The following is a 19,864-nucleotide window of genomic DNA, read 5'->3' as shown; positions in this document are numbered from 1 at the left end:
TAATTTAGATCAACTGAAGCAGCTCATTCAGCTGCCCTATCGTATGCAGCGGCTTCGCCTCCAGCTCATCAAGCCAAGGCTGATTCACTTTCATCCATATCGTCGCCATGCCAGCCTTCGATGCCCCTTCGATATCATTGACCGGATGATCGCCGATATAGAGACATTCGTCCGCACGCAAGCCTAGTTTACTGGTAGCAAGCGCGAATATCTGCGGGTCCGGCTTATTTACGCCTGCTTCCTCAGAGACGATAATGAAATCGAACGAGTCGCGAATGCCGAGCTGATCGATTTTCCCGTATTGAATCGGTGTCCGGCCGTTCGTAATCATGCCGACTTTATACTTCGTACGCGCATGCGCGATGACCTCGTTCGCTTCATGCATCAGCACGGCATTGCTCACATAATGCTCCTCATAGTATGCCATTAGCTCGTGATGTGCAGGCTTTTCAAGCTTATTATCCCAAGGCATCTCCTCGAGCAGTTCTGTGAAAAGCCGACCTTTGTCCTTGTAGCCATCTTCATCCAGCACAATAATACGATCACAGAGTGGCTCAGCATCCTCAACATGGCTGAAATATTGATTAACGAATGCGCGTGTAAACCTCGAGAATGTGTGGGTCCGATCAAGCAAAGTATTGTCCAAGTCAAAAATAACGGCTTTCAGCTGCTCCATCTTCAGTCCCCCTTAGTGATTTAGCTTCTTCGCAAACCGGTACCCCGTCACCTCATAGCCGCGTTTCTTATAGAATGCATGCGCATTGGTGCGCTCCTCTTTAATGCCGCTGTTAACGTAAACAAAGTGAGAGCCTTGCTGCACCGCATACGCTTCTGCATGAGCAAGCAGCGCCTTTCCGATGCCTCTGCCTTGCAGGCCATCCCTCACAACAAGCGAGGAAACCTGCGTCTTCAAGTCATTGCTAACATAGCTATATTGCATCCGCAAGCCGATCATGCCAACAATTGCATGCTCTAACCAGGCAACGAATGTAAAATAATTCGGACTCTCGGATATCCGCCTCATCCTGATCTGCATATCTTCAATCGAAGTAGGCGAGCCCAGGTCAGTCATCAATGCCGCAAGCCCCGCTAAATCCGACTCGGCATACGCGCGAACCTCCACCATCCTGCTTCCTCCCTTCTTCTATCGCCGATTCAACCAATAAACCATCAGCTCTTCATCGTAATAGACGCCTTTATATTTCAGCGCATGCCGCTCCAGACCAAACACTTCAAATCCGAGTGAGAGATACAGCTTGCGGGCTTGCTCGTTGCTCGTGACGACCATAAGCGTGACTTGATCCAGCCCTTCAACTCCATCGACTCGCTCCAATAGGCGCTGCAGCATTTTCCTGCCGACACCTTGCTGCCTTGCTCGCGCACTGACAAACATGCCCCAGATGAACCCTTTGTGCCTCACCTTCGTGCCGTCTTCCCGGCGAAAACCGACCATGCCGACCAGCTCGCCTTCCTCCGTGTACGCACCTAGGATGAAATTATCGTCACGGAGCTGGATACGGCCTCTGACCGTTTCGAGCGGCGTGACAACCGAATCCTCATAGGTCGCGCCGAATGCTTCGGGACTGTCCTGCAGCGCCTCCAGCCGGAGCTGCCAATAGGCTTCTACTTCATCGGGCGTAATGAGCTTGATTTCGATCATGGACATCCCTCACTCTAGTCAATAGAATCTATCAAACACTTCTTATAAATCTTTGATTTGCCGCCGTATGAATAATAGCCGATTGCTGCATAAATCCATCCATATCGCTCATAATAGTCGTTTAACGTTGTGCTCAGATAGAGCTCGCGGTAGCCTCTCGCTGCAGCTTCTCGCTGCACATGCTCCATCAACCGGCTCCCTAGCTGCTGCCCCCGATAGGCAGGGTCTACGAATAGACAAGCAAGCCAGGGATACAAGTCTTGCCGACTGATTAGATCATTGCGAAGCAATGCACACATACCGACGAACTTCTCCCCGTCAAGAGCGACATAAAATTTCGGCACATCTACCTCAGAGGTCAATGAATGATCGATGCAATCCCGATAGAATGCGAGATTCTGTCCTGTCCCCCATTGGGACCAGTAATATTGAATCGCACGATCAATAAATTCGCGTGACTGATCTTGCAATTGCTCGATTGTGATCATGGCTTGTCCTCCTTATTCAGCTATATATCCGAATCGCCTGGCCGCCAGCCAATCTCCTGACTCCAGCTGGTCGCCCTGCGCATAATGTCCCAAATATATGGATCTTTCTCGTCTACGTAACGCTGCCGTTCTTCTCGATAAAGTGCCATCAGCTTGAGCTTGGCATCTTCATAGTACTTCGCTTCATCCGGCATCGCTCGCAAGTAATCGCGAAATAATAGTGCAAATTGCTGGCCGAAGCTTCCTTCTTCCCGCACGTGAATATGGGTTCTCCGCATACCCGCTCCTTCGCGAAAATACCGCTTCGTCCGCTCCGTATTGCCCGCCTTATATACGTAGCCGAGCGATGCTAACGGAAGTTGATAGACACTTACCGGCTCTAAGGAGCGAACTGAGATTTGAATGTCAATGACAGGTTTAGCCGCAAGTCCAGCGATTGAGGTCGAGCCAATATGATCGATTCGCGTTGCGATGCCGCCGAGTGACTGACGCATCCGTGCACCAATTTTTTGGAACTCTCTCGCCCAGCTCGGGTCATGCGGGACTACGATGATAGGATCTGACGACATGTAATCTCGACCTCCCCTATTCGAAGAACATCATATGCGGCTTCGTCTCACGATAGTAGGCAAGCCGATCCTGCAAGCTGCCCGTGTGCAGCTCAAACTTATGACCATCCGGATCTGTAAAATATATCGACTGCCGATCCTCGGCCGCCCGTTCCCGACCAGACAGGATATTCACCTTGTGGTCTTCCAGCTTGCCAAGCCACGCATCAAACTCCGACTCTTCAATTGTGAACGCCATATGCGTGTAGGACTTATGAATCTCGCTGCGCGGAATGTCTTTCTCTTCATTCAGCGCAATCCATAACCCGCCAAGGTCAAAGTACGCCAGCGACCTGCCAATAACGAGCAGCTTCGCACCAAGCACTTGCTCGTAAAAAATAATAGATTTCTCCAGGTCAGACACCGAGAAGCAGAGATGATTCATACTTGTTAGCTGCATGTGCACTTCCGCTCCTTCATGCGTACGTTATTGATATTGCTTGCGCTGCGTTGCTGTCTCTTTGATCCACGCGTCCAGCTCATCTCGACTCACATAGATTTCCTTGTCAATCTTGAAGTAAGGGAACATTTTGCCCGAATAACTGCCTGTCGACTCTAGCGTCGTGTCCTCGAGTGTAATAATGGTGTTGAGCTCAGCTACTGTGAGATGAAGATAATCCGCCGTCTCGGCAAGATTCATCAGCGGTCCGTATCGGTTTGTTTCGGCTGCGCGTTGATTGTCTTTCAAGATATAACAGCCACCGAGAATCGAAGCTGCAATAATGATAGCGCTTAATAAATGACTAAGTGAGAATGATTTCATCGCTGTACCTTCCCGCCTAATTGAAATGGTTCAAGCTCCTCAAGCAGCAGCTGCCGATCCCATTCGATTGCTTCAGGTATCGGGTAAGAGGTTACGCTGGCGAGAACGCCGTCCTTGAAGATGCAATAATGGTTATAACAGGCTTGCTGCTCAAGCATCAGCGGCATATATTTGGGCAAGTGCGTCGCGACCCCAACATTGTCCGGATGCATAATCCATGCCATGTCTTTCCAATCGAGAATGCCTTCGGCTGTCTTCACAGGCGTCGCGAGAGGAAAGTCCGAATCTACTTCAGCCGTATACAAATACATCCCGCCAAAATAATCCGCATCCACCTGCCACGTTACAAGCCCTTTGAACTTCACACGTAAAGCTGCAGACTCGATTCCCGTCTCTTCCTGAATCTCGCGAATCATCGAATCCCGCGCGGATTCTCCTTCTTCCAGCTTGCCGCCGACACCGTTCCATGCGCCCATCCACGATGGCTTCTCCCGGTTCAGCAGCAAGATTTGATCATTTCTGCGTATGAAGGCAATATTGTATTTGATCATGGAGCAGTTCCTTTACTTGTTTTCTCGTATTAACGATGATCACTTGCTTCCCTTGTGCGGCAGCCGTCTCCAGCTTGCTCAGCGTACTTAACCGGCTGCGCTTCGGATAATTCCATACCCACTTGATGAACGCCCAGTCGATCTTCTCCTGGCAGCCTTCGTTCATATCCGGCCTCGTCTTCTTATGAAACATAATTCTCCGTTTGAATATTCGAACCATACAGAGCCATCTAGGCATGTCCAGCAAAATAATGAGGTCAGCGCGTTCAATCCGCTTCTCCATCGTGCGAGCATAGTTCCCGTCAATCACCCATTGCTCTTGCATCGTTAGCTGTGTGATCGTTTGATCCCACTCTGCTTTCTGCGGCGCCACCCAATTCGGTCTCCAGTAATATGCATCAAGATGAATCACAGGTAGCGACCAGATGCGGCCAAGCTGTTGCGCGAGCGTGGATTTACCAGAACCTGATGAGCCTACGATGAGAATGCGATTCACTTCCGTGCGCCTCCTACTTTTTTGAAATGGGCTGGATTGCTTGCTGCAACTTCGCACGCTTGCCGTTTATTTGCGATACTGCAGCCTAGACATCCCGCGCTCATGCGTTGTTCTCTCGCATTAACCTGGCGATTTCCTGCGCATTGTTGCTGGACGATTGCTCGAGCTTGCTGATGACAAGCGCTTGACGCTCTTTGGAATGATTTTGGCTCAGCTTCCATTTGCCTTCTAGCCGATCGAGCCGAATCCGGAACCCGACGATTCCCTTCATAAGTCCGTCAATGGTGTCACGATTCGAGTCATCAATGCGGTACGCGCTTCCTGGTTCCTCGTACTTGGCAACCATCTCGTTCAAACATTGCAAGAGTTCTGCTTCATCCTCGATCAACTCGGCCTGGCCATATGCATGAACGGCGGCATAGTTCCACGTCGGCACAGACTGGTTCGTCTCGTACCACGAGGAGGAAATATAGGTGTGCGGCCCGTGAAAGATAGCCAGCACCTCTTCTCCGCTAATATCGGTCCACTGGCTGTTCGCTCTGGCAAAATGTCCCATCAAGCACCTGTTCTCCCGGTCCAACACTAGCGGAAGATGCGATGCAGTCGGATGACCTCCGCTCGTCGAGATCAGGGTTGCAAAGCTGTATCGCTCCAAGAACGCGAATAGCGTCGCTTCGTCTTCCACGCGGGTATGTTTTGGAATGTACATCCTTATTCCCCCTTCAGCTCCACAACCATATGGATGTCGAGCGGTTCTTTCTTTAACAGCTCTTCATCGGGCTTATCGGTGAGCTGCGCCCCGCTGCTGCGATAGAACGATACAGCCGAGCGGGTTTCCGTCGACGAAATATAGAGCCCCTTCGCCCCTCTTCGAATCGCTTCCTCTCGCAGTTGCTCGAAAATCCGACTGCCAATGCCTTGCCGGCGATAATCACGGCTCACATACATTAGGTCCACTTGCAGCCGGTCCCGCTGCTCACCTCTGAACGGTGCCGCAAGCACGCCAAAGCCGATGAAGCGCTCCGCATTCTCTCCTTCGATGAAAGCACCTATAGCGAAACCGCCTCGGTGGCACTCCTCAACGAAACGCTGTTCCATCTCGGTTAACAGCTGAACATCCCATGTCGGACATTCATGATCCGCTGAACGTTCTGTCATCTGGCCATTCTGCATCTCATAGATGAGGTCGATATGCTCGGAACGGTCGATTTGCCGCAGCAGCCGTACATCGGCAGCGGTCATCTCGCGATAATAAGTCATCGGCTACCCTCCCTCCAGTAACCACCATCGTAATTGTTATTGAAATTGACTAATACAAGTCGAGTTCGTCTTTTACCTTAAAATCCAGCTCGCCGTTTTCTTTAGAGGAATCAATATCGACTGTGGCTTTACCTGAGTATCCAGGTTCAATATAACCGAATATGTACGACTCCTGCTTCCCATGCCCCGTCTCATACTCAAGCTTAATACTGCCTTCCCCATGCACTTTTGGCACAATGTGGATTCGTTTCTTCGAATGAGCTTTCAATGAAACCATTTTCGGTCCACCGGGATATGTAATCGTTAGCTCGTTCACAGTCTGATCGAGGTTATTCTGTATTGTAATCGTGAACCCGCTTTGATCATGATCAACAACAGCCATAACGGCGAAGTACGCGACAATGGTAACAAACACGAGCAATACGATATTTTTCAAGAGCGGCTCCTTTGTTTTCGAATGATCCCCTATAGGTCCTTCCCCATACAAACACTTTCATCGCTGCCAACATACGGCTCATAATTCGGGATCCGGTCATAGCCCATCTTCGTATACAACGCGATCGCTTCCGGCTGTCCCGTGCCCGTCTCGAGAATCGCTCGGCGATTGCCTTCTTGCTTCGCCCATTGTTCGAGCTCGCTCAGAACTGCTTTGGCAATTCCTTTGCCGCGCGCTTCATCCAACACAAACATCCGCTTCATCTCGACAACGCCAGCATCCGCAGCTTCCCTGAAACATCCGCAGCCTACCGGCTTGTTGTCCAGATAGGCTACGATTGCTTTGGCATCTAATTTCACTTTATTGAACTGATCGAAGAACTGCTGCGTATCGGGGTACCGCTTCCACAAATCCCGGTCGAGCAGCTCGATTAAATAGCCAAAATCCTCATGATCTGTTGAAACTTTCTCCAGGTGAATGCTCACGTTTACACGTCCTTATTTTGTGGATCGAATTCTTTATTCATTTCTTTCACTTTATCCGAATAGCGCTTTATGGGGTCAAGCAGTGCAAACACAGCTCCGATTATAATACAGAGTGACCCTAACCAATAATTGAGCGAGAGATCGAGCTCATAATTCTCTGAGCTGTACGATCCGGCAGCTGCCGCTTGATATGCAGCAAAGCCTAGCTTGACCGTAAACTCCTCGACCAGCTTAGTGCCAGTGATTATGATGACGCCGATTAACATCGATGCGACCGATAATACCAATCTAACGTTCTTCATTCGAATCATCCCTCTCCCCAAGCCCGGCTCTTACAGCCGCAAGCAGCGGTTCCTTATGATCCGGATGGCACGCGATGATGTACGGCTCATCCTTCATACCCGTGAACGGATTGCCGTCAAAATCAACGACGACACCGCCAGCCTCCTGCACCATAAGCAGTCCCGAATATAGATCATCGCCTTCCGAATTGTAGAGCACGATGCCATCGAGATTTCCTTTGGCCAGCATGCACCAGAGCAAGGTTGGCGCCCATAGTCTGAGCATTCTGCGGAAGCTTACATCAATATGCTGTCTGAGCGCGACGGCTTTCGGATCATTTTGCACGCCATGTCCTTGAATCCACCCTATATTGCCTCTGTAGATATTGGCTATAGGCTTTACTCCAATCCGCCGGCCATTGCAAAACGCGCCTTCTCCTCGTGCAGAGACGAATAGCCGATCGGTCAATGGCTCATATATAACGCCTAGTACAGGCTCCCGCTTATACAGCAGTGTAATCGAAGTCGAGAACACCGGCAGCCCGATTGCGAAGTTATTCGTTCCGTCGAGCGGATCAATCATCCACAGCCAGTCATTTTCCGAACCGATGATGCCCGCTTCTTCGCTATGGATTTGATGCTCGGGAAAAGCTTCCCGGATGCGCTTAATAATAACCTCTTCCGCAATCAAGTCCACTTCCGTGACGACATCGCCAAATTCATCCTTCGTCCGCAGCTCGGCAAAATGATCGAATTTCGCCTTGCAGATTTGCCCTGCCTCGCGAATGACAGTCTCCGCTAGCAATCTTGCCGTTTGAATAGTTGTTTCATACATGCAACTTCACCTCGGGAGTATGCTTAATATAGGCCAGACATCCTCTGCTACATAAGTGCCTCGCAACTCACTATCCCTCTCAGGGTGCATGTAAATGGTATTGAGCGTATCCTTCACAATAGACGATCATAAACACGAGCAAGGATGCTAGCAGCCATTTTAGTCTAAGAATCGTACGCATGTCAGCCTCCCTACCAATACCTCATTCTTCTAACCCGACAAAGCATCAAGCAGATCAAATAGATGATACAAATAGCCCCGATCAAGAGATAAATGCCTGAAGTCGTGAGCATTACAACCCCATACGGTAAACTCCATAGGAATGCGCCGATGAGAATACTGACGCGCGATTGCAGTAAACCAAGCGCGAACAAGCAAGCTGGCAATACGATCATCATAAACGAATGAACGGGACTAAACTGCGTCATCCCGTCAAAATAAGGATTTTCCCACGCGAGCAACGCCCAGATAATCACTGCTAACACGCAAGCCGAATATCCAATGCCCTTGATATGTATCAGCTTCATATTGATGCTGCACCTGGGACTGAGATATCTGCAACCTCCCACTCAACAAACAACAGCTTTAATTCCTCCGCAGTTCGTGCAATAAAAGCAAGCACCGCTTCATCAGTGAAATAAACGGACTCTATCTTCGGCTCATGCGACGGTTCGCTTAAATAGTCGAGCTTCATCTCCCGGTAGAGGCTTACTTCATGTTCCGAGACCAGCGGTTCGAGCCCATCAATCTCAGCTCTCCTTAGCGCATCTAAAATTTCATCCGACCACGCTTTCGTACGAAGCAGGTTGAACTCGGTCTGGGCCATCTCCTCATTGTACACATTCCGTATAATTCGACCCTGCTTCCCATCTTCATACGCACGCTCGAATGATGCGTAAATCGTATCCGTCCACCTGATGTCCGCATACACGTGCGCGATATACCCGAGCACGAAGTCCGCCCGATCCATCTCTCCACGTTTTCCGAGCTCATTCACGCAAGCCTGCTCCAATTCCGCAATAGTCGGAAACCGGCCTCCTGTGACGAAATGCGTGGCGCCTTTCTCCTCACGAGTCACATGACCTCGCGTATGAATCGCATCCGGAGCTATGCTTCCCAGCAGGAAGCTTGGGGAAGGCTGTCCGTTGTACAGCTGGACCGCAATTCCAAAATGAACCATTGGCCAAGGCATCCACATTCGCCTCCATCATAAGAATTCCATCGTTGCTACAGCTTCAGCTCCATCTCGTGCGTAGGCTTGAAGCCCATCGTCTCATACAGATGCCGACCGTCAGGCGATGCAAGCAGCCGAATCGTCTTCACACCGCAAGCTTGCAGCCAGCCAATCGTCTCTTCCGTTAATCTGCGTGCAAAGCCGCGTTTGCGGTATTCCGGCATTACATAGATATCTCCAATAAATCCATACTGGTCCGGTTCATAGAAACAGTAGGGAATATCGGACTTCAAAAATGCGCCTGCACATGCGACGATCCTGCCTTCTTCTTCCATGACGAAATGGATCCCAAGAAAGTTACGATACATTTCACAATATTTGTCATAAACACTCGACTCTGCATGAGCTTTAAGGTAATGCTTAATGCCCGCCTCTTCAAACATTCTGATCTTCAACTCTACAATGGTCTTGATTTCATCTAAGGTTGCTTGTCTGATCACGTGCGCATTTCCACCCCTTATTCAGCTAAAATCCGTTCAAGCACCACGCCGACCCCATCTTCATCGTTCGTCAACGCAACTTCATCCGCCGCTTCCTTCACATCATGCGGCGCGTTCCCCATCGCCACGGAATAACCAGCCGCTCCCAGCAAGCCGGTGTCATTGTAATCATCGCCGAAAACGATCAACTCCGACATCGAGATGCCAAAGCTATCGCAGAGCAGCTGAACTCCAGCTTCCTTCGAGGCAGTCAGAGACATGATCTGGATCAGCTTACCGCCATCGGTAATGACAATGTTAAGTCGGGTAGCGAATGGATCTACAAGTGCTGCAGCGTTTGATTCGTCTATGGATGAAAGCAAGATTTTGGTAGGATGATACTGCTTCAGCTCATCAATTTCGCGTTGAATCGGATTGCCCTTCCTTCGGGCGACGACAGCGACTTCAATCTCGCCAAGACAATACCATTCGTCCATTACTTCAATGCTAAATTCCACACTCGGCGCGATATCCAGGCAATGATCAAGAAACTCGCCGAACAAATCCCTCTCAATCGGAAAATGATGTTCCTCACCGCAATGCGAACTGCGAACAAGTGCCCCATTGTAATAAACGAACGAGCCGATTGTGTACAGCTCTTCAGGGAGCAGCTCTTTCACCGCTCGAGGCGGACGCGCAGTCGCATAGATAATCGTGAGCCCCCGTTGATGACAGGAGATTACAGCTTGTTTGTTTCGCTCCGATACTTGTTTGTTCGAATCTAGCAGCGTGCCATCGAGATCAAGTACGAGGGCTGAGAATTCCATGCTTCACATCCTTTGGGTCTGCGTCCCGAGATTTCTCGTGCAGCTCAGCAACGAGCTTGCGGAAGCTCGCTCTAGCCGATGCGTTCAGCTCCAGATCGCGCACATATTCGTTATTAAGAAGCAGGTTCTTGATCGTTTCATCCGTCTTCATCACGAACCTATACTGCTCGCCGTTCGTATAGAACTGGTCGAACCATTCTTGTTCTTGCCTCAGCCTGTTCAGTCTCCTTCTATAGCGCCGCTCGTCTTTACTTGCGAAGAAGCCGTCACTCAGGTCTGCCACCAACTCGCCAAGCGCCTGCAGGAGGGTCGAGATCACATCGGATAGCAAAATCATCATGAACCACCTCTAATTCATTTTAGTAGGAGTTTAATACAACCTTTTCTCATAGCTATCTCGTAAAGCTGCAGCGATTTCTTCCTCTGTCTTTCCAAGTCTGCTTGCATGTTCTACAAGTATTCGTGCCGGATTCGGAAGCGCTGCCTGCTCGGGCCAACTTGCCGGCTCCCACAGCTTCGAGCGTTTGAACGCTTTGGCACAATGGATGAAGCCTTCCTCCATTTCTATACCGATACCGAGAAGAGGTATTTTGCCATGGGCTTCAAGCGGCCGCAACCGTTCCGGATCCTTGGTTATACAGGCGCGGCCATTAATGCGCAGCGTCTCCTCTAGGCCTGGAATAATAAAGATCAGTCCGATCTGCGGATTCGCCAAAATATTCCGAAGTGCATCCATTCGCTTATTGCCCGGACGCTCCGGGATAAGCAGATGCGTATCATCAAGCACAGCCACGAACCCAGCTGTATCGCCGCGGGGCGATACATCGCATGCCCCAGACGCATCGCTCGTTGCTACAAAAACCAATGGCGACTTCGCAATAAAATCCCGGCAGTGCCGGTCCAACTTCGTAACGACTTTATTCCGTACGAGCTCGCTTGGATATCCAAGCAAGGAACGCAGCTCCTCATCAGTATGAACGATCTCGTTAAAGAATGGTTTCATCATATTTCATGTACCGCCTTCTATGCTGGAATCAGTTGCTCCGCAATAATATCTATTCATTATAGCAGTCACTGAAAGAGCTGGAAATAACAAGAAGATTACAACATCCAAGGGACATGTAACCTTCTGATTGGCTAGTTGAAAGAATACTCCATTAGAATGAGCTTCTCTGAAAGAGCTTTTATTTTCACAAAACCACACTTTTCATAACATCTTGCGGCGGTAGGGTTATCAATTGCTGTTTTCAAAATGATACGGCCTGCGATCGATTTCTCTCTTAAATAAGATTGGAGCAGCTGAATAGCTTGTGTAGCAATACCTTTATTGCGATGTTCGCTGCTTCCCATGAAAATATCCATCCCGATCATATTCAACTGAGCGTCTTGCTCGTACTCCTGCTTCTGTTCGCTATCCAGCTCGTAATATTGCAAGTAACCGACTGGATTGCCGAGATACTCAATAATACAAGGGATTTTCCGATCTGCACCGTCAACTCTCGCCTGATACTTCTGAATGACTTTCTCCATGGTATGGATATCGTTAGGGTTACCATAAAACCGCATCACTTCGGGATCATTCCGCCAGCCCAGCATGCAGGAATAATCGTCGGTGGTCATTTTTCTAAGGTTTACTTCGATGTTGAAGATCATCAGCTGAAGCCCAACTTCGCAAACAAATAGGTATCCCTTAGCTCTGTACCATCTGCAGAAACATCATCAGCTCTGAACGTACCTTCTAATTCAAACTGCAGTCGCTCCGGGATCTTAATGCTTTTGCTATTTGTCGTGTCACAACGTATTTCCAATCTTCTGGCATTCAATTGATTAAATGCAAATTCACATAGCCCGCGAACAGCTTCAAGCATATATCCGTTACCACTGAGACGCGTATCAATCCAGTAGCCAATCTCGAACTTTCGTACTTCCCAATCAATACTATGCAAGCTGGTTGCCGCGACGAACTGCCCCGTACTTCTTAAGAATACCAGAAATCTTAATTTCTCCCGGCTTAGAAATTTGATATGAGACTCTCTCATGCCAAGTTCCGCATCATACTCGGACAGCTCGTTTTGTGCCCATTTCATCCATGGCTTCAGCTCGTCTAACGACGCGTTAACCGCTTCGAATGCAGCTCTTCCATCGCCTGGCCTCGGCATTCGAATCCATAGTCGCTCCGTGTGAAACTCATCCGGGAAATCCATCATTATCGGATCCATAGCCTGCCATTCCCCTTCAAAATGCGAATATGTAAATTGGAAAGATAATACTCCATTCAAGCTGTTCAGTCAACAAAAAAGAGCAGCCGATTCTCCATCCAACTCAACTGCCTTCAACCGATTCTATAATCTAGCCTGTATCACAAATCGCTCCGAGTTTGTTCGAATTCCTTTCTCGGTTTGATTCTGCTCAATAAATTGCTGCAGCAGCTTGAAGTCCGCTTCTTCTCGGCCGAAGTCAGGGATAATCGGCGTGTGCTTCAATAAGAAACTCAGGTCTTCCGCGGCGTGGTAGTACTCGATGCCGCTAATATCCCAGGACTGAATATCGCTAAACCCAGCCTCCCTCAATTCGCTCAAATATCGCTGCTTCAACGTACCCGCTTCGATGCCAAACGATTGCCCTCTTCCAAAGGCTAGCTTCAGGTTGAACTTGTCGTTCTCACTTACTTGCTGGGTGAAGAATAGACCTCCGCTGTTGGTCAAAACTCTCGCAACCTCTTCAGCATAGAACTCCGAATGCCTGCACGAGACAACATTGAATAAGTTCGCTGGGAATATCAATCGTTCAGCTTCCATCTGCAGAAATCGTACATTAGGCAAGCCCGACTTCGCCGCGTTTCGCGCTGCCGTCTCGATCATCCAAGCGGATTGGTCGATCCCAATCAGGAGCAACGCAGAATCAGCTGCAATTGTTAAAATCGCTTCGCCGCCGCCAGTGCCGATATCAAGCAACATGTCCCCTTTTCCGCAGGACTGCTTGACTTCCTTATAGAAATCCCGGTCGTTTCCTTCGATCGTACATTTTACGCGGCTGAAATCCCATCCGTTGGTTTTGCCGACATTGTCGTAGAATGATTTGTAGTCCGTAATGTTCATGTGCTTCCGCCCTTCTTCATATAAGCCCCGCCTTGAAACACAGGGGCGGCTTCACTCACATTCAGCTCGCTGGCAAGATCTACATCCTGCGCAAAGCCCTTCTCGATAAGCTCACGACCAGACGAACATTGCTGCAATGTCATCGCGATATCAACTTCTGCCTGATTAAATGCACTCACAGCTACTTTTGCCTCAGGGGATAGACTCACTTGGTCCAATCGACTAATAATCGCACCGGCTGCAAGCAAGTCCTCGATCGCAGGGCGTAAGCTACCATTTGACCACTGCTCGCCGCACGCGATAAAACTTACAACTTCGTTCGGATAATGCTGATTGATGTACGCTGCAACAGCCGCAGCATTCCGCAAACTGCCAGCTATTGTTGTCACGTTTGACTCCTGTGCCACAATGGTGCATGTGGAGCCATTGAGGGAAGGTAATACGATCCGGGATTGTGGCGGTAATGAGAGTAAGGATGCCGGGGAAAGTGACGGCGTCTCCCCACGCTTCTTTGCAAGGACGGCACCGACAGACTCTGCGAACGTAATCGCGGAATCATCTTTATGTCGACATGGGAACACCGCTGCATCTCTTGAAACGGCGACTTCAACACAGGTTGTAAAAGAGAGTACATCGATGATGACTATTACTCTCGATAAAGGAGCCAATCGTCTTACCCCTTCTGTTCCCCATTCAAATCGCACTCGAAAAGGAGTTTGAAGAAATACGTCCTCATTCATAGAAGCTCGTCCCCTTCGCCAGCCGTTTTAGCTGAGCATTAGTTCATGTCGCCAACGTAGCATGGATTGATTTTAACGCCGGATGCGATTTCGATTAAGCGAGGAACTAACTCTTTTGGATAAAATCGTACTTCACTGAGCTTGCTTACCTCGATCCATTCCACTCCGATTTGGTCTGGATCAGGGTGAGGGGGAGTTTGGGGAATATCATCGTCGGCGTTCAATAAGCTGCATGAGAAGATCGGGCTGACGATATGCAGCTCCTTATTCGCTTCAGCATGATCATGATTCGCGCCAATAAATTCTCGAAGAAATAACAGTTCGTTCACCTTAACGGCTATGCCTACTTCCTCAAACACTTCACGGCGAATCGCCTGCTCTATCGTTTCGCCAAATTCTTGCTTGCCGCCTGGCAGGATATAGCTTACACCGCCATCATCTTCCCTTTTCTTAACCGTTAGCACCCTATTGTTCTGGAAAATAACCGCTTGAACGCCTACGCTGACCCTCATTAGTGGCCTCCTCTATGTCGCTAGTTGCATTGATTATCATTAAACTCGGTTTGAACGCTCTGCATCTGTGTCATATGCCTCTTCGCATGCTGACACTGCAGGCTCGAAGGATAGAGCCTCATGCCGTAGCGAAACCCTCCTTCTCACCTTGCTTTGCCCATGAATATCCCCCATTCTAACATTCGCGGAAATATCTGAGAATCCTGAATTTGCCGAATTATTTCCAAAACGTAATACTTCCGATTTTCTTTATCACATTCATTTTAGAATCAATTGCTTCTTGATCCGTCTTAAAATAACGCGTAGACCCGCCCCCAGGGTCCATCCCGTTCCACGCATCTTCAACCGCACTTCTTCGCTGATTCAGATACGGCGATATTCTCCATCGCTGCTGCGTTTAACTGCATAATGACATCCGGGACACTTCCTGAGAAATCAACAAGTTTCATCCGATTAAACACGACAGCGGCGATAGCAACTTGAGTAATATACGGCTCATCATGAGCTTCAAGCTCAACCAAGCTTTCTATTAATGCCCTGTCATCCGACTTGAGTTGAAATTTATCTTTAAAAAGAGGAGCTTGCTTCCCGACATTAGTAGGTTTAGAGGTTGGGAAGATCATACCGAGGATTCCAACTCCAGAGTAACTGACAGATCTGGTGTACCGATCATTATGCTCCCTGATAATCAAGAGCTCATGAATCGAGAAGAACAAGTAGCTCTTCCTCCGCACATCATGCAGGTCGGACAGTTTGGTATTCTGGCCGCTTTGAGTTTCTTGTTTAGTTACCCATTGCTCAAATCGCGGCGTTGTCGGGTTTGTCCACTTTAGTCCAAGGATGATGACTCCGACGATCAATAGGATCAATCTCAAATCAAGCCCTCCCAAGCACAGTCTTGTACGACAAGCATATGAGTGAGGATGATTGGAGATTACGCTAAAATGCTGATTAGTAAAAGCAGATTCGGTTCGCGAGAGTGAGGTAGAAACTGTTCTCCGGAGGAGTGGATTGGCGAGAGAACGTATTTGTTCTCTCAGAAGGCGAAACGAAGGTTTTTCGAGCAGAGAGAACATATAAAATATAGGTTCTCTCGGGTGAGGAAGCGCCGTGTTCCGGCGGTTTGATTCGCGAGAGATCCTTTCTGGATCTCTCAACAGGCGAAGCGGTGGTTTTCCACTCTGAGAGTGCCTATTAGGATCTCTCGACCGAGGAATGCGCCGCTACCAGACGGATTCAATTCGCGAGAGTGCCTATCTTGATCTCTCAGCAGGAGGAACGTTGATTTTCCACGCTGAGAGTGCCTATTAGGATCTCTCGACCGGGGAATGCGCCGCTACCAGACGGATCCGACTCGCGAGATAGACTATCCACTTCTCCCATCCACGCCCATGGTTTCCGAGGGTCGGATAATCCGACTCTCAACAATAAATTCGTCCAATTTGAACCCCGAGAGTCGGAATATCCGACTCTCAACAAAAAAAGCCCCGGATCACCACTCACCACCGGGGCTCAATCAAGTCGTACTAGCCGCAGAACGTTCAATAAACTTAGACTGTTCATAATACCCGTGCCCAGCCCCTCTCTCACGCCTCCCGAGCCTTCCACCATCGTATCGACACGTACACGGTGAGCAGGAAGACGACATAAACAGCCACTGCAAGCACTAGCGAACGCCACCCCGAAGCGACACTTCCGCCGATAAAAGCGAACACGAGCATGCCCGGGATTTTGCCAAGCAGCGATGCGAAGGCGTAGCTCAAGAAGGGGATCGACACTACGGCGGCATAGATATTGACCGCCACTTGCGGGACGATCGGCATCAACCGAGCCAGCAGAATGGACCGGAACGGATACTTCTCCACCATGACCGTCCAACGCTCCGTAAGCTGATAGCGTCGCAGCATAGCTCGTCCACGCTCACGCAGTGCATACCGGAACAAACCATAGAGCAGCAGTGCGGCAATCCACGCGCCAATTAAGCTCAGCAATGCGCCAAGCAGCGGACCATATAAATATCCCATCGTGCCGATTACAACACTGAACGGGATGATAGGAATACACGCCAAGCCGATGACAAGCAGCAGAAGCAGCAGCACCGGCACATCGCCGTCACGCATCCACGCTATCAGCTCCGTCCGATTGCTCCAAACAGCAACGACGACAATCATATAGAATCCGATAATGAACCAGCGTTTCATCATGTTCACGCCTCCTTACATCCTCGCAAAAAACATCCCGGACCCGAGCGATCAACGTCCTGCTCGAATGGGATGTTTTGTGCCCCGCGCGGGCATCAACCAATTATAATGGTTTGCGCATATTCACGTGCGGGATATTCGCATCGAGGAATGGCTCATCCGATTCCGTCGTATACCCTAGTTTCTTATAAAACCCTTCTGCCGTGCATTGCGCGCCAAGGAATGCAGCGGAATAACCAGCCGCTTTTGCGTCCTGCTCCATCACTTCAATCAGCTTCTTGCCAACGCCGTGACCGCGGTACGGAAGCAAAACCGCAATACGCTGCAGCTTCGCGACACCTGGCTCATACTCTTTCCATCTGCCGGCGCCAACCGCTTTGCCGTTATCCTTCACGACAAAATGATGACAAGACTCTGGCGTATCATCGTATTCATCCCGCTCCAAATCAGCAGGCACTTTCTGTTCATCAACAAACACTTCGAATCGTACCGCAATGGCTTCTTCAAGCAGTTCTCTCGTATTAGCTCTTAAGTATTCCACGAATTATACCTCTTTCAACGATAGCGTTAATGAATGTCCCGGGATAAAAGGACTGATCTGCCCAGAGCCGGATACGAACAGATGAAGCTCATGCATCGCTCGCGTACATACCGTGTAGAACAGTCTCCGTTCCCGCTCCAGCCGATAGCCAGCCGCAGCATGATCAGATGCATCATACACCAGAACGGCGTCAAACTCTACACCTTTTGCCAGATAAGATGGAATTACGACGATGCCCGGTGCAAAAGTTGACGTTTCCCGCTCGATCAGACGAATCGGAAGCATGTTGCGCAATGCCTCATAGACTTGCGCGCTTTGAGCGGCTGTTTTGCAGATAACAGCAATGGTCCTGTTGCCTTCGCCATTCAGCTTCTGAATGCGCTCCACAATGCGGGAGTGAAGCTCTGCCGTATTTCCTGCAACGGTCAAAGTCGGCTTCACACCGTCCCGATTGAACGGCTGAATCCCTTCACCGCCTGGTATAAGCTGGCTCGTGAACTCGACGATCGGACGCGTCGAGCGATAGCTCTGCCGCAGCACAATTGTCTCGGTCTCTTCCGCTGGATAGAGCGCAGCAAGCGCGCTGAAACCGGTCAGACCATCCGATGCGGTATGCGCGTTGATGGATTGATTCAAGTCGCCGAGCGCAGTTACTCGGCTGAACGGGAACAAGCGCTTCATATAAGCGAATTGGAATGCCGTATAGTCCTGCGCCTCATCGATGATGACATGACGCACCAAAGTATTCGTTTGGAAACCACGAATTCGTTCCACGACGTACAAGAATGGCGTTGCATCCTCATACGGCATGACGCGATTCATCAGCTTATCGATCGTCCATGCGCAGATTTCCTGCCATTCTGCCGGCAGTTCAGCGCTAGCCGTACCTTCAAGCAACGAAGCAGCAAATGCCGGATCGCGGAACATGCTCAGGTATGCGGCACGCAAGTCGACAAAAGCAAGCTTGCGCAGCCGTGACCGGATCGGCTTAAACTCCTCCGAAACGACGTATTGGCCAAGCAGCTCCCGCTCGCGGTCGAAATCGTCGAAGGAATCGTCGCGGATGTTGCGATTGCTCTTCCGGACGATTTGATACGCCTTTAAGTACGTTTCTTTATCAAGCAGCTCGACAGCCTCGTCGACCCATTCTTCTTTGAGCGCAGCCTTCTGCCTTTCTCTCAACTGGCCGAGCAGCCATTCCGCAACAAGGCGCAGCCTGTTCGGGATCGCGATATTGCGGTCAATCGCATAGAAGTAATCATGAATTTCAACCGCAGACACGACTATCTCATCACGGAACGCGATGTCACGGAATACGAGACCTCCCGATCCAAGATGAACTAAGTATTGATCAATAAGTGCCACAAAATGTGTTGATGCCTTATATTGAATGCCCGCCATCCGCACGTTGTAATCCGGTTCATCCATCGCGGTTAGCGCATATTCCAGCTGAGCGTAAGGATTCTCCAGCTTGAACGACTTTCCGATCCGAATCATCAAGTACTCCTGGAACGTCGTTTGCTGCATATTCTCTTCGCCTAGCTCCGGAAGAACCGTGGAGACATAGCTGTTGAACATCGGATTCGGCGAGAACAAAACGATCTGATCTGCATTAAGCGTGCCGCGGAACCGATACAGCAAGTAAGCGACCCGCTGCAAAGCTGCAGACGTCTTGCCGCTTCCCGCTGCACCTTGAACAAGCAGCAATCGGCTGCGTTCATCGCGAATAATGCGATTCTGCTCCTTCTGGATCGTGCCGACAATGCTCTTCATTGAGGCATCGGACTGCTTGCCCAGCACCTCTTGCAGCAGCTCGTCGCCAATCGTAACGCCTGTATCGAACATGCTGCGGATTTCGCCGTCTCGAATAACGAACTGGCGCTTTAGCTTCAGTTCGCCGGAGATCGATCCTATCGGCGTCTCAACAACCGCAGGACCCGGCGGATAATCGTAATAAAGGCTGGCAATCGGCGCCCGCCAATCATAGATCAAATAACCTTCGTCATTATGGTCGCGAAGCGAGGCGATACCAAGATAAACTTGATCAAGCGCTTCCTCCTCATTCTCCACAAAATCAATCCGCCCAAAATAAGGCGATGACTTCAGCTTCTTAAGCGTACGCAGCTGCAGAGCAGAATGACGATGGGTACGCTCGCGCTCCGACAAAATTTCAGCTTGCTGCTTCAAGCTTGCGAATGTCTCGGCCATTTCCGCCGAGTCCTCGAAGTTGACGGTCACGTCATCCCAGAAGTTTTTGCGAATATCGACCATCTCAGACTTCGTTTCTGAGGTTGTTTCTTCCAGTGAGCGGATCTTCGCCCGAATTTGCTTTGTAACATCGTCCACTCGCGCTTGCTCCTGCTGCCAATCCTGCGATTTAAGACTCACCTGAATTTCCACCTCTCATGACAGAAAAACGAAAATTGATT

Annotated in this window: 30 protein-coding genes; all 30 read right to left on the bottom strand. The window is 49.7% G+C overall.

Annotated elements, in window-relative coordinates:
* Window positions 1–4: 4 nt before the first annotated feature.
* The 30 genes from A8990_RS01700 to helD all read right to left on the bottom strand — a co-directional run bounded on the left by A8990_RS01700 (window position 5) and on the right by helD (window position 19,823).
* On the bottom strand, window positions 5–676 hold the full coding sequence (locus A8990_RS01700) for an HAD family hydrolase (protein WP_116187271.1): 672 nt from the start codon (window positions 674–676) through the stop codon (window positions 5–7).
* A 12-nt stretch (window positions 677–688) separates the two neighbouring features.
* Complete coding sequence (locus A8990_RS01695) at window positions 689–1,126, bottom strand: GNAT family N-acetyltransferase (protein WP_116187270.1); 438 nt, start codon at window positions 1,124–1,126, stop codon at window positions 689–691.
* An 18-nt stretch (window positions 1,127–1,144) separates the two neighbouring features.
* Window positions 1,145–1,660 (bottom strand): GNAT family N-acetyltransferase, encoded by a 516-nt coding sequence (locus tag A8990_RS01690; protein ID WP_116187269.1) that lies wholly within the window; start codon window positions 1,658–1,660, stop codon window positions 1,145–1,147.
* A 14-nt stretch (window positions 1,661–1,674) separates the two neighbouring features.
* The gene (locus A8990_RS01685) at window positions 1,675–2,148 is read right to left on the bottom strand and encodes a GNAT family N-acetyltransferase (protein WP_116187268.1); all 474 of its coding nucleotides are present in this window, start codon (window positions 2,146–2,148) and stop codon (window positions 1,675–1,677) included.
* Window positions 2,149–2,168: 20 nt separating this feature from the next.
* Window positions 2,169–2,717: a GrpB family protein gene (locus A8990_RS01680; RefSeq protein ID WP_116187267.1), complete on the bottom strand. Its 549-nt coding sequence runs from the start codon at window positions 2,715–2,717 to the stop codon at window positions 2,169–2,171.
* Between the two features lie 16 nt (window positions 2,718–2,733).
* Window positions 2,734–3,156, bottom strand: coding sequence for a metallothiol transferase FosB (gene fosB, locus A8990_RS01675; RefSeq protein WP_116187266.1), 423 nt, complete (start codon window positions 3,154–3,156; stop codon window positions 2,734–2,736).
* Window positions 3,157–3,183: 27 nt separating this feature from the next.
* On the bottom strand, window positions 3,184–3,519 hold the full coding sequence (locus tag A8990_RS01670; protein WP_116187265.1) for a MerR family transcriptional regulator: 336 nt from the start codon (window positions 3,517–3,519) through the stop codon (window positions 3,184–3,186).
* Window positions 3,516–4,070 (bottom strand): NUDIX hydrolase, encoded by a 555-nt coding sequence (locus tag A8990_RS01665; protein WP_116187264.1) that lies wholly within the window; start codon window positions 4,068–4,070, stop codon window positions 3,516–3,518. The genes A8990_RS01670 and A8990_RS01665 overlap by 4 nt, the downstream gene beginning before the upstream one ends.
* On the bottom strand, window positions 4,033–4,566 hold the full coding sequence (locus A8990_RS01660) for a DNA topology modulation protein (RefSeq protein ID WP_116187263.1): 534 nt from the start codon (window positions 4,564–4,566) through the stop codon (window positions 4,033–4,035). The genes A8990_RS01665 and A8990_RS01660 overlap by 38 nt, the downstream gene beginning before the upstream one ends.
* 100 nt (window positions 4,567–4,666) lie before the next feature.
* Entirely contained in the window at window positions 4,667–5,275 is a 609-nt protein-coding gene (locus A8990_RS01655; RefSeq protein WP_116187262.1) for an FMN-binding negative transcriptional regulator, read from the bottom strand.
* A gap of 2 nt (window positions 5,276–5,277) precedes the next feature.
* Window positions 5,278–5,826 carry a GNAT family N-acetyltransferase gene (locus A8990_RS01650; protein ID WP_116187261.1) on the bottom strand — a complete coding sequence of 183 codons (549 nt, stop codon included), beginning with the start codon at window positions 5,824–5,826 and terminating at the stop codon, window positions 5,278–5,280.
* A gap of 49 nt (window positions 5,827–5,875) precedes the next feature.
* Window positions 5,876–6,262 (bottom strand): hypothetical protein, encoded by a 387-nt coding sequence (locus A8990_RS01645; RefSeq protein WP_116187260.1) that lies wholly within the window; start codon window positions 6,260–6,262, stop codon window positions 5,876–5,878.
* A gap of 29 nt (window positions 6,263–6,291) precedes the next feature.
* Window positions 6,292–6,747, bottom strand: coding sequence for a GNAT family N-acetyltransferase (locus A8990_RS01640; protein WP_220376776.1), 456 nt, complete (start codon window positions 6,745–6,747; stop codon window positions 6,292–6,294).
* A 2-nt stretch (window positions 6,748–6,749) separates the two neighbouring features.
* Complete coding sequence (locus A8990_RS01635; RefSeq protein WP_116187259.1) at window positions 6,750–7,049, bottom strand: hypothetical protein; 300 nt, start codon at window positions 7,047–7,049, stop codon at window positions 6,750–6,752.
* Window positions 7,036–7,863 carry an inositol monophosphatase family protein gene (locus tag A8990_RS01630; RefSeq protein WP_116187258.1) on the bottom strand — a complete coding sequence of 276 codons (828 nt, stop codon included), beginning with the start codon at window positions 7,861–7,863 and terminating at the stop codon, window positions 7,036–7,038. Before A8990_RS01630 ends, A8990_RS01635 begins: the two co-directional genes overlap by 14 nt.
* Window positions 7,864–8,054: 191 nt before the next feature.
* Window positions 8,055–8,390, bottom strand: coding sequence for a hypothetical protein (locus tag A8990_RS01625; protein WP_116187257.1), 336 nt, complete (start codon window positions 8,388–8,390; stop codon window positions 8,055–8,057).
* Window positions 8,387–9,055: a hypothetical protein gene (locus tag A8990_RS01620; RefSeq protein WP_116187256.1), complete on the bottom strand. Its 669-nt coding sequence runs from the start codon at window positions 9,053–9,055 to the stop codon at window positions 8,387–8,389. Before A8990_RS01620 ends, A8990_RS01625 begins: the two co-directional genes overlap by 4 nt.
* Window positions 9,056–9,090: 35 nt before the next feature.
* The gene (locus tag A8990_RS01615; RefSeq protein ID WP_181909348.1) at window positions 9,091–9,537 is read right to left on the bottom strand and encodes a GNAT family N-acetyltransferase; all 447 of its coding nucleotides are present in this window, start codon (window positions 9,535–9,537) and stop codon (window positions 9,091–9,093) included.
* Between the two features lie 17 nt (window positions 9,538–9,554).
* The gene (locus tag A8990_RS01610) at window positions 9,555–10,343 is read right to left on the bottom strand and encodes a Cof-type HAD-IIB family hydrolase (protein WP_116187254.1); all 789 of its coding nucleotides are present in this window, start codon (window positions 10,341–10,343) and stop codon (window positions 9,555–9,557) included.
* Window positions 10,318–10,683 carry a hypothetical protein gene (locus A8990_RS01605; protein ID WP_147306750.1) on the bottom strand — a complete coding sequence of 122 codons (366 nt, stop codon included), beginning with the start codon at window positions 10,681–10,683 and terminating at the stop codon, window positions 10,318–10,320. Before A8990_RS01605 ends, A8990_RS01610 begins: the two co-directional genes overlap by 26 nt.
* 30 nt (window positions 10,684–10,713) lie before the next feature.
* Window positions 10,714–11,349: a pyridoxamine 5'-phosphate oxidase family protein gene (locus tag A8990_RS01600; RefSeq protein ID WP_425463872.1), complete on the bottom strand. Its 636-nt coding sequence runs from the start codon at window positions 11,347–11,349 to the stop codon at window positions 10,714–10,716.
* Between the two features lie 131 nt (window positions 11,350–11,480).
* Complete coding sequence (locus A8990_RS01595) at window positions 11,481–11,996, bottom strand: GNAT family N-acetyltransferase (protein ID WP_116187252.1); 516 nt, start codon at window positions 11,994–11,996, stop codon at window positions 11,481–11,483.
* Entirely contained in the window at window positions 11,996–12,562 is a 567-nt protein-coding gene (locus A8990_RS01590; protein ID WP_116187251.1) for a GNAT family N-acetyltransferase, read from the bottom strand. The genes A8990_RS01595 and A8990_RS01590 overlap by 1 nt, the downstream gene beginning before the upstream one ends.
* Before the next feature lie 123 nt (window positions 12,563–12,685).
* Entirely contained in the window at window positions 12,686–13,441 is a 756-nt protein-coding gene (locus tag A8990_RS01585) for a class I SAM-dependent methyltransferase (protein WP_116187250.1), read from the bottom strand.
* Window positions 13,438–14,181, bottom strand: coding sequence for a 2-phosphosulfolactate phosphatase (locus tag A8990_RS01580; protein ID WP_116187249.1), 744 nt, complete (start codon window positions 14,179–14,181; stop codon window positions 13,438–13,440). The genes A8990_RS01585 and A8990_RS01580 overlap by 4 nt, the downstream gene beginning before the upstream one ends.
* 38 nt (window positions 14,182–14,219) lie before the next feature.
* On the bottom strand, window positions 14,220–14,693 hold the full coding sequence (locus A8990_RS01575; RefSeq protein ID WP_116187248.1) for an NUDIX domain-containing protein: 474 nt from the start codon (window positions 14,691–14,693) through the stop codon (window positions 14,220–14,222).
* A gap of 341 nt (window positions 14,694–15,034) precedes the next feature.
* Window positions 15,035–15,568, bottom strand: coding sequence for a hypothetical protein (locus A8990_RS01570; protein WP_116187247.1), 534 nt, complete (start codon window positions 15,566–15,568; stop codon window positions 15,035–15,037).
* A 711-nt stretch (window positions 15,569–16,279) separates the two neighbouring features.
* Window positions 16,280–16,897 (bottom strand): TVP38/TMEM64 family protein, encoded by a 618-nt coding sequence (locus A8990_RS01565; protein ID WP_116187246.1) that lies wholly within the window; start codon window positions 16,895–16,897, stop codon window positions 16,280–16,282.
* 100 nt (window positions 16,898–16,997) lie between these two features.
* Entirely contained in the window at window positions 16,998–17,435 is a 438-nt protein-coding gene (locus A8990_RS01560) for a GNAT family N-acetyltransferase (RefSeq protein ID WP_116187245.1), read from the bottom strand.
* A gap of 3 nt (window positions 17,436–17,438) precedes the next feature.
* Window positions 17,439–19,823, bottom strand: coding sequence for an RNA polymerase recycling motor HelD (helD, locus tag A8990_RS01555; RefSeq protein WP_116187244.1), 2,385 nt, complete (start codon window positions 19,821–19,823; stop codon window positions 17,439–17,441).
* Between the last annotated feature and the right edge of the window lie 41 nt (window positions 19,824–19,864).

Source organism: Paenibacillus taihuensis (assembly GCF_003386535.1).
Lineage (GTDB): Bacteria > Bacillota > Bacilli > Paenibacillales > Paenibacillaceae > Paenibacillus_Z > Paenibacillus_Z taihuensis.
The sequence above is the reverse complement of the archived record's forward strand: the minus strand, read 5'-3'. Positions and strand labels throughout refer to the sequence as shown.